This window comes from Desulfoferula mesophila (genome assembly GCF_037076455.1).
Lineage (GTDB): Bacteria > Desulfobacterota > Desulfarculia > Desulfarculales > Desulfarculaceae > Desulfoferula > Desulfoferula mesophila.
Genome location: NZ_AP028679.1, coordinates 4,132,476 through 4,146,440, shown reverse-complemented (window position 1 = coordinate 4,146,440; position 13,965 = coordinate 4,132,476). Strand labels below are relative to the sequence as shown.

Genomic DNA, 13,965 nt, shown 5'->3' with positions numbered 1-13,965 from the left:
GGGCGAGGCTTGATTCAGGGGCCTGGAGGCCGAAAAGCCCCGCAGGGCGTCGGGGTGGCAACAACAGCCGTAAGGCCCTGGACAACCCCGTCTTGGGCTGCCTAGTATGGAAACGCCTGTTGCGCGGCACGCCGGGTGGGCGTGCCGGTTTATACGCGATGCACCCGCTTGGTCCGCGGGAGGGCCGGCGCCAGGCCGGCCCGGAGGTGGGAAACATCATGACACGTATCGACCGGGCCGGCTGGCCCGGGCCTTGGCTTATCTTTTTTCTGCCGCTGGCGCTGGCCCTGGTGCTTATAGGGATCAAGTTCCAGGCGCCGATCCTTTACTACGACCTGGTGCAGGAAGACGGTCTGTTGGAATACGCCCAGTTCGCCTGCTACGCGGCGGCGGGGGTGCTTTGCCTGTTCGCCGCCGCGCGCCTTTGGGGCCGGGCCCCGGCCGGGCACTTCTGGGTGGTGCTCCTGCTGGGCCTGGGCCTGCTGCTAGTGGCCGGGGAGGAGATAAGCTGGGGTGAGCGCTTGTTGGGCTACGCCCTGCCCCAGTGGTTCGCCGAGCACAACACCCAGCGCGAGGTGTCCTTGCACAACCTCAAGGCGGTGCAGGGCAAGATTTCTTTCCTATACGTGGTGGTGGGCCTGGCCTTGGGCCTTAGCTGGCGCCTCTGGAGGCGTCCGGCCGCCTGGCTACGGCTAGGGCCCGCCTGGCGCTCCCTTTTGGAGCTGGTGGTGCCGCCTTGGAGCCTGAGCCTGTATTTCCTGCCCACGGCCCTGCTCTACGGCTACTTCATTGTGGGATTTTTGCTGGCGCTGCAACAGGGGACCGCGGCCGGCTTCGGCCAGAGCGGCCTCATCTACTGGCGGGACCAGGAGCCCGCCGAAATGCTTTTGTCCCTGGGCTTTCTGCTTTGGGCGGCGCACACCCTAGGGCAGGTGATCCAAGGCCGCCGTCTGCCGCGGCCCGGCGCCGTCCCCTCGGTTTTGGATGCCGGCATAAAGCAGCCATAGCGCCAGGGCCGAAACCACGGCCGCCCCGCCGCCCAGCCACAGGGCCGTGCCGCTGACGCCGCTGACATCCACGCTCCACCCCGCGCAGATGGGCCCCACGAAAACCCCCACGCTAAGGGCCATGGTAAAGGCCCCGGTGGTGAGCCCCATACCCGAGCCCAGGTCCTTGCCCCGGCTCACGGCCATGGCGGTGAGCGCGGGCAAGGACAGCCCGGAGAACACCCCGTCGCCCATGGACAGGAGCATCAGGGAGGTGAGGTCGCTGCCCCAGGGGATGAGCATCTTCATTATCCCCGAGAGGGCCAGGCCGCCGGCGGCCAGGGGCAGGCGGGGCATACGGTCGGCCAGCCAACCGGCGGGGCGCTGCATGGCGGTGCTCAAGAGCACGTTGGCGGTGAGGCACAGGCCCACCCCCATGGTGTTCAGGTTGTGGCCGGTGGCCACCAGGGGCATGAAGGAGATGAAGCAGCTCATGCCCGCCGCCGCGCCCATGCGGGCCAGCATGATGGCCATGAAACCGCGGTCGCGGCAAAGGAGTACCATCTCCCGAAAACCCCGCTTGCCCCCCGTGCGCAGCTCGGCTCCGGGTTCGGACACGGTGAGGGCCACGGTTATGGCGGCGGCCACGCTCAGGACGAACATGAGCACGAAATTGGCGTTGAGCCCAAAGTACTCGTAGACCGAGCCCCCGATGACGGGGCCGATGCCGAAGCCCAGCAGGAAGAACATGTTGAAGGCCCCGAAGGAGCGGCCCTCCATGCCCGGCGGGGTGATGTCGGCCACCAGGGCCATGGCCACCGGCAACACCATGGCCGCGAACACGCCCTGCAGCAGGCGGGTGAGCACCAGGGCCTCGGCACTGTCGGCCAGCATGAACAGCAGGCTGGTGACCCCGTAACCGGCCATGCCGGTGATGATGAAGGGCTTGCGCCCCCAGCGGTCGGAAAAGCCCCCCAGCCAGGGCACCACCAGGGCCCGGGACAGGGAAAAGGAGCTGAAGATGAGCCCCAGCATGATCCCGCTGGCCCCCAGGTCGCGGGCGTACAGGGGCAGGAAGGGCACGATGATGCCCACCCCGGTCATGGCCACGAAGGTGGTGACCCCCAGGATGTACAGAGGGCCGCGATAGGCGGGTTGGCTCACTTGGCCTGGCGCAGCCTTTCCAGGTCTTCCTGGCGGCCGGCCACCACCAAAACGTCGCTGTCTTTGAGTACGTAATCGGGCCCGGGAACCAGATGGGTGCGCTCGGGCACCAACTCGCGCACCGCGATGACGTTCACCTCGTACTTGCGGCGCAGGTTCAGCTCGGCCAGGCTCTTGCCCACGATGGCCGCCGGCGGAGCCAGCTCGGCCACGGAAAACTCGTCGCCGATGGGCAAAAAGTCCAAAAGGTTGGGGTCGGCCAGCGAACGGGCCAGACGCTGGGCGGCGTCGCGCTCGGGAAACACCACCTCCCCGGCTCCCACCCGCTTGAGGATTTTTTCGTGCTCGGGGCTGGTGGCCTTGGCCACTATGCGGCCCACCCCCATCTCCTTGAGGTGCAAGGTGGTGAGGATGCTGGCTCCCAGATGGTCCCCCACGCTGATCACCGCCCCGTCCACCAGGCCCAGGCCCAGCTCTTCCAACAGGCTGCGATCGGTGCAGTCGGCCACCACCGCCTGGTCCACCACGTCTTGCACCCTAGCCACCGCCCGGGCGTCGGAGTCCAGGGCCGTGACGTGGTGCTTGAGTTTTTTGAGCTCCAGGGCAAGGGACGAGCCGAATTGCCCCAGTCCGATAACCGCCAGGTTCATGGGAACCTCCCAACTTGCCTATGGCGATAGCATACTACCTGTGCCCGCCTTTGCCAGGCCGGGCGGGGCCTAGCCCATGATCACCCGCTCTTCGGCCAGGCGGTAGCCCCGGTCGCGCAGGGACTGGGCCACGGAGTAGACGAAGGCCAGGGGGCCCAGGCGGCCCAGGAACATCAGCGCGATGATGATGACCTTGCCCGCCGGGGTGAGCGCCGGAGTGGCCCCCAGAGAGAGCCCCACCGTGCCCAGGGCGCTGGTGGCCTCGAAGGCCAGGCTGATGAAGTCGCCGCGCACGTGGCCGCCGTCGGCCAGGCCCACGGCGCTCAGCAGCACCACCGCCACCATGAGTACCGCGGCAGTGCCCAGCACCAACAACAGGGCCAGCTCCACCTGGCGCTCGGGCACCGAACGGCCCCAGGCCTCGGCCCCGGCCCGGCCCCGGAGGCGGTTCATGGCCAGGGACCACAGCACCGCGATGGTGGTGGTCTTGACGCCGCCGCCGCAGGAACCCGGCGAGGCCCCGATGAACATGAGCACCATGGTCACCACCAACGAGGCGTTGGTGAGCTGGTCCATGGGCACGGTGTTGAAACCGGCGGTGCGCGGGGTGATGGCCTGGAACAAGAGGGTCCAGGGGCCCTGGCGCCAGGCCGGGCCCTGGCCCAGCCATTCGGCGGTGAGCAGGGCCACCATGCCCCCGGCGATGAGGGCTCCGGTGGTGAACAGCACCAGCCGGGCCTGCAGGGACAGCCGCCGGGGCAGCTCGTCCTTGGGGCGGCGCAGGCGGCCCACCAATTCCCTGAGCACCACGAAGCCCAGGCCGCCCAACACCACCAGGCCCAGGATGACCAGGTTCACCGTGGGGTCTTCGGCGTAGGCCACCAGGTTGTCGCTGAACAGGCTGAAGCCCGCATTGCAAAAGGCGCTGACCGAGTGGAACACGGCCAGGGCCCCGGCGGTCTGGACGGGAAAATCAGCCAGGAAGCGCACGAAGAGCACCGCCGCGCCCAGGCCCTCCAGCAAAAAGGTGTAGAGCAGCACGTCGGCCACCAGGCGGCCTATTTCCCCGCCGGGCACCGGGCCCAGGGCCCCCTTGAGGGCCAGGTGGGTGCGCGGCCCCGGCCGTTTCCGGGCCAGGTACAACAGGGCCACCGAAAAGGTCATGATGCCCAGGCCGCCGGCCTGCAAAAGCACCAGGATGAGCCCTTGGCCCCAGGGGGACCAGGCGGTGGCGGTGTCCACGGTGATGAGTCCGGTTACGCAGACCGCGCTGGTGGCGGTGAACAGGCAGTCCAACAGGCTCACCCCCGCGGGGCCCTGCATCACCGGCATGGCCAAAAGCGCCGCGCCCAAAAAAATGAAAAGGGCGAACGACGCCAGCACCAGGCGCGAAGGGGACAACCATTTGGGCATGGGTTGGCGCCGGGGAGGTGGGACCTCCCCTCAGGGCTTAATCAGCGCGGGGGCTGGGCTTAACGGGTTGAATCAAGCTTATCAGGGGACGGGGCGCGTCGGGGGCTTGTCCGTGCCCCTGGCAATGGTGGCCTCCTTCGTGGCCGTGCTCGTGGACGTGACCCTCCTGGTCCCCATGGGGGTGCTGGTGGTCGTGACCGGTTTTACCGCAACATTGACACATAGGCTCGGCCTCCTCCATTGGGTGCGCTTCAACAAGTTTAATTCGGCCGGTAGGTAATGTCAAAGGGGCGCGGGGGCTCTGTTCTTTTCGGGCGGGTTTGGTTTATAGTTAAATTCAATCCCGAGTTAACCACAAATCCCTAATAGTATAAGTGGAGTATGACCTTGATGGTGCAGGGAAGCATGCATGGGTAACCGGCATATCGGCTTTAAATTGGCGGTGGGGTTTTTGTTCGTCGCGTTGCTGGCCACCTATGCTTTTTATTGGTTCAGCATCAGCAAGCTCCATGGCGAAACGGAAGGCCTGAGGCTGTTCGCCAGCCACCTGGAGGCGTCCGACACTTTCCATTCGGCCATGTATCAGATGTTGCTGGAGGCCGGGGCTTATTACCGCGGCCAGGGTGACGAGCAAGACCTCAAGGCCTATCGAAGAAATCGCGCCCAGGCCGGAACGGCCTTGGCGGAGCTGCAGCAATACGCCGATACCCTGCCCCAGGGGGAAATCGGGACCAGGATACGCCGGCGCACCCTGGAGCTGCGAAGTGCCTACGCCGAATATCTGAAGAACCTGGATGAGTTCATGGGGGGCGGCTGGAAGGACGGCGCGGGGCGTCTTGCCGCCCTGCGCGATCAGTTCGACGTCGTGTTCTCCAAATATTATCTGCGCATTCATGACCACCATGCCCACCGGCGGTTGATAATGAACCGGGAGTTTTCCCAGGCCTGGGAGACCATGGGCCTGCTGTTTTTTGTGCAGTTGGTCATGGTGGTTTCGGTGGGGCTGTTGGCGGTGTTCTACCTGGACCGGGTGGTGCTCAAGGCCTTCGACTCCACCGAGCGCATGGCCTACCGCGACAAGCTAACCGGCCTGCGCAACCGGGCCGGCCTGGACCGGGTTATCCGCTACCTGGACGGCGGGCCGGACGGCCGTCCCCGGCGGCGTTACGCCTTGATCATGTTGGACATCGACCACTTCAAGGACTACAACGACACCCACGGCCATCCGGCGGGGGACCACCTGCTGCGCGATCTGGGGATGGTGATAATAAAAAACGTGCGCAACCAAGACCGGGTGGTGCGCTATGGGGGCGAGGAATTCTTGGTGGTGTTGGAGGCGCTAAACGCCGACGAGGCCCTGGCCGCCGCCGAAAACCTGCGCGCGGCCATAGGGTCCCACCGTTTCAAGCTGCCGGACGGCAAGGTGGCCGACCAAGTGACCGTCAGCCTGGGGGTGGCCCTTTATCCCCAAGACGGGCGCAACTACCAGCAGGTGTTAAACCAGGCCGATCAGAGGCTCTACCAGGCCAAGGCGCTGGGCCGCAACCGGGTGGTGGGCCCCGCCTGAGGACGGAGCGCCCCGTCCCGGAGCGGTCCTAGTCCAGATCGGCCTCGTATACCCCGGCGTCCATCAGTTCGTCCAACTCGGCGGGGTCTTCCAGCTTCACCCTGGCGATCCAGCCCCCGGTGTAGGGCTCCAGGTTGATCAGGTCCGGGGTGTCTTCCAAGGCCTGGTTGACCCTGAGCACCACGCCGGTGACCGGGCTGATGAGGTCGCTGACGCTCTTGGCGCTTTCCACCGCGCCCAGCTCCTCGCCCTGGCTTATCTCCTGCTCCGCGTCCGGCAGGTCCACGAAGATCACCGTGCCCAACTGCTCCTGGGCGAAATCGGTGATGCCCACCGTGGCCACGTCGCCGTCTTCCAGACGGACCCACATGTGTTCGGGATGATATTTGAGATCGTCGGGGAAATCCAAGGCTCAGCCTCCCTGTTTGGCGGCGTTTTTTCGCTGCAAGTAGATCAGGGCCGCGGCGCTGACCACGGCCAGGCCCAGGGCGAACCAACCGGTGGGGGTGAAACCCAGGAAGGGTTCGCCCCGCCAATCGGCTCTAAACGTCTCGATTATAACCCTGGCGATGCCGTGCAGGAACCCATAGGCGAAGAAAATCTGCCCCGCGAAACGCCGGTGGCGCCAGAGCAGCAGGAGCACTCCCAGAATGATGAGCAGCGCGCCCGCGGTGTAGAGCTGGGTGGGGTGCAGGGGCAGATCCCGGGGGGCCAGGGTGAGGGGATCGCTGAAGGTGACCGCGCACCAGCCGCCTTCCCAGACCCGGCCGTAGCAGCAACCGGCGCTGAAACAGCCGAAGCGCCCCAGGGCCTGGCCCAGGGCCAGGGCCGGGGCCGCGCAATCCAGGAGGGTGAGCACCGGCAGGCGCCAGCGGCGCATGAGGATGAGCCCCACCACCAAGGCGGCGGCCACCCCGCCGTAGAACACCAGGCCGCCCTCCCAGATGGCCAATACCCTCCAGGGGGCGCTCTTGAACTGGGCGGGCTCCAGGAGGACGAACAACAGGCGCGAGCCCACCAGGCCGCTGATGAGTAGCCACAAGGACAGGCTCATCACCCGGTCCGGGTCCAGGCCCTGCTTTTTGGCCAGGTGGGTCAAAAGCCACAGGCCCAGGGCCGCGCCCAGGGCTAGGAGCACGCCGTAGGTGTGCAGGGTCAGGGGGCCGATGCTGAACAGGACGGGGAACACGGAGGACTCCCTAAGTTAGGCTTCGGTTAGGCCTTGCCCCGGATGAGGGTCCAGGCCAGGTACACGCCGCCCACGGTGATGGCGGTGTCGGCCAGGTTGAACACCGGCCAGTGCCAGTTTCCCGCATAAAGGTCCACGAAGTCCACCACCGATCCCAGGCGCAGGCGGTCGATGAGGTTGCCCAGGGCCCCGCCGCAGATGAGCGCCAGGGACCACAGGGTCCCGCGGTGGCGGCCCAGGGGCCCGGCGGCGGCCCAGACGGCCACGGTCAGGGCCACCAGGGTGGCCCCCACCAGGGCCCAGCGGGCCCCGGTCACGCCGGCGAAGCTGCTGAAGGCGGCCCCGGTGTTGTAGGCCAGCACCAGGCGGGCGAAGCCGGGGACCAGCGTGACGGGCCCGTCTTGCAACCAGGGGACCATCACCGCCTTGAGCAGTTGATCCGCCCCGGCCACGGCCAGGGCGATGACGGACAGCCTGCCCAGGCGGCGCCACACGATCTAGGCGATCTCCCGCACCACCGCCGCGCAGCGGGAGCACAGCTCGGGATGCTCGGTGTCCTCGCCCACGGTCTTGCTGTGCATCCAGCAGCGGGGGCACTTGGACGCCTCGGTGGGCTCCACCAAAATGACCAGGCCCTCGATTTCCTCGCTGGCCAGGGTGGGGCCCTCGGGCGCGGCGTCCAGCAGCCTCAGCTCGCTGACCATGGTGATCTCGGCGAAGGCCGCTGCGTTTTGCCCCAGGAACTCCAGGGTGTCGGCGTCGGCGGTCAGCGAAAGCACCGCCTGCAGGGAGTTGCCCACCAGCTTGTCCTTGCGGGCGATGTCCAGGGCCTTGTTCACCTCGCCGCGAAGCGTCAACAGGCGCTTCCAGCGCTTGGCCAGCTCGGCGTCCATGAGGGCCTCGTCCACCACGGGCAGCTCGGCCATGTGCACGCTGGGCTGGGTCGCCTTGGCCCCGGGCACGTACTCCCAGGCCTCCTCGGCGGTGAAGGACATGATGGGCGCGCTCAGGCGCACCATGGCGTCCAAGAGGCGATACACCACCGTCTGGGCGCCGCGGCGCTCGGGTCCGGCCGGGGCGCTGGTGTACAGGCGGTCCTTGATCACGTCCAGGTAGAAGCCCGAGAGGTCCACCACGCAGAAGTTGTGCAGGCCGTGGAACACGGTGTGGAAGTTGAACTCCTGGTAGCCGCCCAGGCAGCGGGCGATGAGCTCCTGCAGCCGGTGCAGCATCAGGCGGTCCATCTCGCCCATGTCCGCCGGGGCCACCTGGTCGGTGGCGGGGTCGAAGTCGTCCAGGTTGCCCATCATGAAGCGCATGGTGTTGCGGATGCGGCGATAGGCCTCGGCCAACTGCTTGAGGATGTCCGGGCTGATGCGGATGTCGTCGGTGTAGTCCTCCGAGGCCACCCACAGGCGCAGGATCTCCGCGCCGTACTGGTCGATGACCTTTTGGGGCGGGATCACGTTGCCCAAGCTCTTGGACATCTTGCGGCCGTCGCCGTCGACCACGAAGCCGTGGGTGAGCACCATGCGGTACGGCGGCTCGCCCTTGGTGCCCATGGCGCACAACAGCGAGCTGTGGAACCAGCCGCGGTGCTGGTCGCTGCCCTCCAGGTACAGGTCGGCCGGCCAGGTGAGGTCTGGGTTGGGCTCCAGCACCGCCGCCTGGCTGGTGCCCGAGTCGAACCACACGTCCAGGATGTCCTTTTCCTTGTTCAGCTCGGTGTGGCCGCAGATGGGGCACACCGCCAGATCGCCCAGCAGTTCCTTGGCGTCGTGGGCGAACCAGGCGTCGGCGCCCTCTTGGCGGAAGGCGGCCACCACCTTGGCGGCCATCTCCGGGGTGAGCACGTACTCGCCGCAGGAGGCGCACTGGAACACGATGATGGGCACGCCCCAGGCCCGCTGGCGGCTGATGCACCAGTCGGGGCGGTTTTCGATCATGCCGTAGATGCGCTCCCGGCCCCAGCGGGGCACGAAGTTGATCTGGTTCTGGATCGCTTCCAGGGTGCGCTTTCTAAGGTCGTTTTCCTCCATGGAGATGAACCACTGGGCCGTGGCCCTGAAGATCACCGGGCTCTTGCAGCGCCAGCAGTGGGGGTAGGAGTGGCTGATTTTTTCGGTGGCCAACAGGGCCCCCACCTCGCTGAGCTTGGCCAGCACCGAGGCGTTGGCCTCGAAAACCTCCTGGCCCGCGAAGAACTCCACGTCGTTTTCGAAGCGGCCCTGGTCGTTGACCGGGCTGTAGGCCTCCAGGCCGTATTTGAGGCCGGTCTCGTAGTCCTCGCGGCCGTGGCCCGGCGCGGTGTGCACCAGCCCGGTGCCCGCCTCCAGGGTCACGTAGTCGGCCAACACGCCCACCGACTCGCGGTCGTACAGGGGATGCTTGGCCCTCAGGCCCTCGATGTCGTGGGGGTCGATGTCGGTCAGCTTAACCCAGCCGTCGAAGCCGAAGGCGTCCATGTTTATGGCCGCCAGGCGCTCGGCCAGGATGTAGACCTTGCCCTGGTGCTCCACCGCCACGTAGTCCAGCTCGGGGTTGGCGGCCACGGCCAGGTTGGCCGGGATGGTCCAGGGGGTGGTGGTCCAGATCACCAGGTACACCGGCTTGCCGGCCAACTCGGGGTACTTGGCCCCCAGGTCGTCGGTGACCGGGAAGGCCACGTAGATGCTGGGGCTGGTGTGCTCGGCGTATTCCACCTCGGCCTCGGCCAGGGCGGTCTGGCAGGAATTGCACCAGTAGATGGGCTTCTTGGAGTGATACACCCCGCCCAGCTCGTAGAACTTGGCCAGCTCGCCGGCGGTGACCGCCTCGTAGTCGTAGCTCATGGTCAGGTAGGGGTGGAACCAGTCGCCCAAGACCCCCAGGCGCATGAACTCCTTGCGCTGGGTGTCGATGAACTTCTTGGCGTAGGCCCGGCAGGCCTTGCGCACCGCCAACTGGCCCATCTGGGCCTTCTTGCCGCCCAGCTTCTTGTCCACCTCGTGCTCGATGGGCAGCCCGTGGCAGTCCCAGCCCGGCACGTACACCGCGTCCTTGCCGCTCATCTGGCGGGACTTGACGATGATGTCCTTGAGCACCTTGTTGAAGGCGGTGCCCATGTGGATGTTTCCGTTGGCATAGGGCGGGCCGTCGTGCAAAATATACTTCTGACGGCCCTTCGCCTGTTGGCGAAGCTGTTGGTAGAGCCCTTCCTCTTCCCAGCGCTTGAGCATCTCCGGCTCCCGCTGGGGAAGGTTGGCCTTCATGGGAAACTTGGTGCTGGGGAGATTTAGGGTCTTTTTGTAGTCCATGCGGCATACCCCGGTGTGACGTAAACTACCTTTAAGAGTTCGAATTTCTACCACACCCCTGGCCCAAGTCAAGGCCGGCGACGTCGTGGGGCCCGCCGCCGCGGGGCGCGGGGGGCAAGCCACTTGACACCCCGCGGAGGCCCGGCTAGAGTTGGGAAGGATTTTCCCTTGGCGAATAGGGGAGTTAAGTGAGTATACTCAAACGCCTTTTCAGCCGCGAACCGCAGAAAAAGCGTATTTTCGTTTTGTCCATGGATGGGATCAGCCTGCCCTTCGCCCAAAAGGCCGGAGGTGGCGGCCTGATGCCCAACCTGGGGCACATCCTGGCCCAGGGGGCCAGCGCCGGGCTGACCTCCACCCTGCCCACGGTTCCCACCGTGGCCTGGACCAACTACATGACCGGGGTGAATCCGGGCAAGCACGGGGTGTTCGGCCTGGTGGAGCGCCACCCGGACCCCTTCTCGGTGATCATCCCCTCCTCCATGGACATCAAGGCCCCCACCCTGTGGGAGACTCTGGGCCGGGGCGGAGTCAAGGTGGGGGTGATGAACGTGCCCATGACCTTCCCCCCCAAGAAGGTCAACGGCTTCATGGTCAGCGGGTTTTTGAGCCCCGACCTGTCCCAGGCCACCTACCCGGTGGAGCTGGCCCCCCGGCTCATGGAGATGGATTACCGCATCGAGGCCGACGTGGGCCTGGCCGCCGAGGAGATGGACTTCTTCCTGGCCGAGCTGGGCGAGGCCATGAGCCGCCGCTTCAAGGCCGCCTTCCAGCTCATGCGCGAGGACGACTGGGAGTTTTTCCAGCTGCACCTCACCGGCACGGACCACATCAACCGGTTGTTCTGGGACGCCTGGGAGCAGGGCGGCGAGAACCGGGGCCAGCGTATGGCCGCGTTCTATCGCCTTCTGGACGGCTATCTGGGCGAGCTCACCGAGCTGCTTCCCCCCTCCTGCCCCCTGGTGCTGGTGAGCGGCTACGGCACGACCCGCTGCCGGGGCTCGGTGTATCTGAACCAGTGGCTGGAGGCCAACGGCTACCTCTTGTTCGGCAAGGGCAAGAAGGAGCTCAAGAACCTGCACGGCGACAGCAAGGCCTACAGCCTCATTCCCGGCCGGGTCTATCTGAACCTGGAGGGGCGGGAGCAAAAGGGCAGCGTGGCCCAGGGCCGGCCCTACGAGGACCTGCGCGAGGAGCTGATCCACCGCCTCAGCGGCCTGGAGCACCCCGAGACCGGCGAGCCCCTGGTGGCCAAGGTGCACCGCCGCGAGGAGCTTTACTCCGGGCCGCAGCTGGCCAAGGCTCCGGACCTGGTGGTGGAGGCGGTGCAGGGCTATGAGCTCAAGGCCAACCTGGGGGTGAGCGGCCTGCTGGCCGAGCCCGAGCGGCCCGGCTGCCCCAGCCGAAACGACGCCCTGTTCTACATCAGCGGGATCAAGGAGGGCCTCAAGCCCGAGCCTCACCGCCTGGAGGACTTGGCCCCCACCCTGCTGGCCCTGCTGGGCCTCAACGCGCCCCCCAGCCTGGACGGCCAAAGCCTGTTATGATCCCGGACGGTTTCACCGTCTGGCTCACCGGCCTGTCCTGCGCGGGCAAGACCACCCTGGGCCGCCTGCTGGTGGGTGAGCTGGCCCGGCGCGGGGTGGCCGCCGCCCACCTGGATGGCGGCGAGGCCCGGGCCCGCCTGGGCCCGGAGCTGGGACTAAGCCCCCAAGACCACCACACCGCCAACCTGCGCGCCGCCTGGGCCGCCGGCCTGGTCAACCGGGCCGGAGCCGCCTGCGTGGTCAGCGCCCTCGCCCCCCTGGCCGCCACCCGCCGCGAGCTGCGCGCCGAGCTGGGCCAATACGTGGAGGTGTTTTTGGACTGCCCCCTGGAGCAGCTCATCAACCGCGACGCGGGGGGAGTGTACCAACAGGCCCTGGAGCGCGACGGGGGCAGGGAGTTCAGCGGCCTGGGCGGCCCCTGGGAGCCGCCCGAAGACCCGGAGGTGCGCTGCCTCACCGGCCAGGAGAGCCCCCGGGAGAGTCTGGACAAGATTCTGGCCTACCTGGAAGCGGCCCGCCTGATTCCCCCCGCCGGAGAACGAGCGGCCCCGCAGCCCCAGGCCCCGAGCCAGGGCGAGGGGGGAGCCTACACGCCCGAGGAAGAGGCCAAGCTGACCGAGCAGCTCAAGGATCTGGGTTACCTCTAGGCGGCTTGGCGGCTACGGCGGCTGCGCCAGGCGCCCGTGGGCGGTGTTGCCGGTATCGCTTAGACCTCGGCGTATTGGCGATACGCCTGCGGTCTGCGCTCGCCGGACGCCTGCCCCACGAACCCCTGGCTGTGCCGCTGGGAAATGCACCGTCCCTGGCGCAATCCAAGCATTAGCGTAGGTTGGGTAGAGGGCCCAGCCCGAAACCCAACAAAGCCTATTGCCGTTGCGAGCTGCAGCCTTGCCGCGACGAAGCAATCTCAGCCCGCAGAGCGAGCTTCCGCCCCGCCTCCCCCGCCCGAGTGCCGCGCCTCTCTTTTGTCGCCAGCCTCCAGTCAATAGTTGTCATTGCGAGGAGCGGCGGTGAGATGGGTCGGCATGGAAAGGGCGGCTTTCCCGCCGCGACGCGGCAATCTTCCGTTTCCCATCGTCATGCCGAGGTGTGAAGGACCAGGCCAACCCGCCCGCCAAGCCACGGGCCGTCCCACCTGGAGGAAAGCGAAGCTCGCCGCGTTGCATCCCTTGCCGGGATGCTCCTCGCGATGACGGACTATGCCTGAAAGTAAAAGGGCGGGGATAAACTCCGCCCCTACCCGGGCGGCCTTGTCATCGCACCTCTTGCCGCTCGGTCCAGGGCCTCGCGGCCCAGACAGCCGAGCTGTCCGGGCCACCCGCCGAGATGTTGGGTTTCGCTGCGCTCTACCCAACCTGCAAGAGCCTTCGGCTCCCAACCCAATAAAAAACCCCCGGCCGGGGCCGGGGGCTGGTTGCGAATGGGTCGGGCTTACTTGGCGTACTTGTTCAGCTCGGCGATGAGCTTCTGAGCCGAGCCGGGAGCCATGGCCTTGTGCTGCACCAGGATCTGCTCGGGGGTGTAGACCTTGCCATAGTAGGCGTCGCTGCGCTTCTGGTCGAACTCCAGGCCCGCGCCGTTCAGGGAAACCCCGGCAAAGGCGCCGGCGCTCATGGAGTAGGAGTAGATGTCGCTGTCCTTGCCCGCGAAGTTGCTGCCGCCACTGGCGGAGCGGCCCAGGGGACCGGCGGCCACGCTGGCGTCGCCGCCCAGCTTGGCATGGCCCTTGAGGATGCCCTTAAGGCCGTTGTCGGTCATGATCATCATCATGAAGTCGGTGGAGGAAGCGCCGATCTGCAGGCCCACGCTGGCACCGGCAATGGTATAGAAGGCGGGTCCGCTCCAGGCGCCCTTGGCGTTGCGGGCCAGGATCACGCCCGTGCCGCCCTCGCCGCCCAGGATGAAGCCGGCCTTGAACACGCCGGGGAAGATGCCCACGGCCTTAGCCTTCTTTAGCAGGTCGCGGGCCACGCCTTTATCCTCGGTGCCCATCATCTTCTGGACCACCACCGAAGCCTCGTCCACCTTCAGGACCGCGGTGTCTTTTTCGCCGGCAAAGGCCGGAACCACCGCCAGGGCCACGAGCAGGGTCAAGCTGGCCAACAGGCAGGTGAGGGCGCTGGTGTGTTTTCGCATATCTCAATACCTCCACA

12 protein-coding genes are annotated in these 13,965 nt (G+C 66.8%); 4 read left to right on the top strand and 8 right to left on the bottom strand.

Going from position 1 to position 13,965, the window contains the following annotated elements; all coding sequences use genetic code 11:
- The first annotated feature begins 218 nt into the window (after positions 1 to 218).
- Complete coding sequence (locus AACH32_RS19175; RefSeq protein ID WP_338603187.1) at positions 219 to 1,007, top strand: hypothetical protein; 789 nt, start codon at positions 219 to 221, stop codon at positions 1,005 to 1,007.
- On the opposite strand, the gene AACH32_RS19170 is transcribed toward AACH32_RS19175, so the two are convergent.
- From AACH32_RS19170 to AACH32_RS19160, 3 genes are all read right to left on the bottom strand, one after another.
- Complete coding sequence (locus AACH32_RS19170) at positions 924 to 2,150, bottom strand: MFS transporter (protein WP_338603184.1); 1,227 nt, start codon at positions 2,148 to 2,150, stop codon at positions 924 to 926. The genes AACH32_RS19175 and AACH32_RS19170 overlap by 84 nt on opposite strands.
- Positions 2,147 to 2,800, bottom strand: a complete 654-nt coding sequence (locus tag AACH32_RS19165) for a potassium channel family protein (protein WP_338603181.1) — start codon at positions 2,798 to 2,800, stop codon at positions 2,147 to 2,149. The genes AACH32_RS19170 and AACH32_RS19165 overlap by 4 nt, the downstream gene beginning before the upstream one ends.
- A gap of 69 nt (positions 2,801 to 2,869) precedes the next feature.
- Entirely contained in the window at positions 2,870 to 4,213 is a 1,344-nt protein-coding gene (locus AACH32_RS19160) for a TrkH family potassium uptake protein (RefSeq protein ID WP_338603178.1), read from the bottom strand.
- A 409-nt stretch (positions 4,214 to 4,622) separates the two neighbouring features.
- Between AACH32_RS19160 and AACH32_RS19155 the strand changes: the two genes are divergently transcribed.
- On the top strand, positions 4,623 to 5,780 hold the full coding sequence (locus AACH32_RS19155; RefSeq protein WP_338603175.1) for a GGDEF domain-containing protein: 1,158 nt from the start codon (positions 4,623 to 4,625) through the stop codon (positions 5,778 to 5,780).
- A 28-nt stretch (positions 5,781 to 5,808) separates the two neighbouring features.
- On the opposite strand, the gene gcvH is transcribed toward AACH32_RS19155, so the two are convergent.
- Genes gcvH through ileS form a run of 4 tightly spaced genes read right to left on the bottom strand, consistent with a single transcriptional unit; the run spans position 5,809 to position 10,265 of the window.
- Positions 5,809 to 6,189: a glycine cleavage system protein GcvH gene (gene gcvH / locus AACH32_RS19150; RefSeq protein WP_338603172.1), complete on the bottom strand. Its 381-nt coding sequence runs from the start codon at positions 6,187 to 6,189 to the stop codon at positions 5,809 to 5,811.
- A gap of 3 nt (positions 6,190 to 6,192) precedes the next feature.
- Positions 6,193 to 6,969, bottom strand: coding sequence for a prolipoprotein diacylglyceryl transferase (gene lgt, locus AACH32_RS19145; RefSeq protein ID WP_338603169.1), 777 nt, complete (start codon positions 6,967 to 6,969; stop codon positions 6,193 to 6,195).
- Between the two features lie 26 nt (positions 6,970 to 6,995).
- Positions 6,996 to 7,463, bottom strand: coding sequence for a signal peptidase II (lspA, locus tag AACH32_RS19140; RefSeq protein ID WP_338603167.1), 468 nt, complete (start codon positions 7,461 to 7,463; stop codon positions 6,996 to 6,998).
- A gap of 3 nt (positions 7,464 to 7,466) precedes the next feature.
- Positions 7,467 to 10,265 (bottom strand): isoleucine--tRNA ligase, encoded by a 2,799-nt coding sequence (gene ileS / locus AACH32_RS19135; protein WP_338603165.1) that lies wholly within the window; start codon positions 10,263 to 10,265, stop codon positions 7,467 to 7,469.
- Between the two features lie 188 nt (positions 10,266 to 10,453).
- Here ileS and AACH32_RS19130 point away from each other — a divergent pair, with 188 nt between their 5' ends.
- Both AACH32_RS19130 and AACH32_RS19125 read left to right on the top strand, forming a co-directional pair.
- Positions 10,454 to 11,812, top strand: coding sequence for an alkaline phosphatase family protein (locus AACH32_RS19130; protein WP_338603162.1), 1,359 nt, complete (start codon positions 10,454 to 10,456; stop codon positions 11,810 to 11,812).
- Entirely contained in the window at positions 11,809 to 12,459 is a 651-nt protein-coding gene (locus AACH32_RS19125; protein WP_338603159.1) for an adenylyl-sulfate kinase, read from the top strand. Before AACH32_RS19130 ends, AACH32_RS19125 begins: the two co-directional genes overlap by 4 nt.
- A 784-nt stretch (positions 12,460 to 13,243) precedes the next feature.
- Here AACH32_RS19125 and AACH32_RS19120 read toward each other — a convergent pair.
- Positions 13,244 to 13,948, bottom strand: coding sequence for a lipid-binding SYLF domain-containing protein (locus tag AACH32_RS19120; RefSeq protein WP_338603156.1), 705 nt, complete (start codon positions 13,946 to 13,948; stop codon positions 13,244 to 13,246).
- Between the last annotated feature and the right edge of the window lie 17 nt (positions 13,949 to 13,965).

Bases quoted from the DNA above. Each gene is read 5' to 3' on its own strand.
- AACH32_RS19165 (WP_338603181.1), bottom strand. From the start codon at position 2,800: ATGAACCTGGCGGTTATCGGACTGGGGCAATTCGGCTCGTCCCTTGCC.
- AACH32_RS19175 (WP_338603187.1), top strand. From the start codon at position 219: ATGACACGTATCGACCGGGCCGGCTGGCCCGGGCCTTGGCTTATCTTT.
- AACH32_RS19160 (WP_338603178.1), bottom strand. From the start codon at position 4,213: ATGCCCAAATGGTTGTCCCCTTCGCGCCTGGTGCTGGCGTCGTTCGCC.
- ileS (WP_338603165.1), bottom strand. From the start codon at position 10,265: ATGGACTACAAAAAGACCCTAAATCTCCCCAGCACCAAGTTTCCCATG.
- AACH32_RS19125 (WP_338603159.1), top strand. From the start codon at position 11,809: ATGATCCCGGACGGTTTCACCGTCTGGCTCACCGGCCTGTCCTGCGCG.
- AACH32_RS19120 (WP_338603156.1), bottom strand. From the start codon at position 13,948: ATGCGAAAACACACCAGCGCCCTCACCTGCCTGTTGGCCAGCTTGACC.
- AACH32_RS19155 (WP_338603175.1), top strand. From the start codon at position 4,623: ATGGGTAACCGGCATATCGGCTTTAAATTGGCGGTGGGGTTTTTGTTC.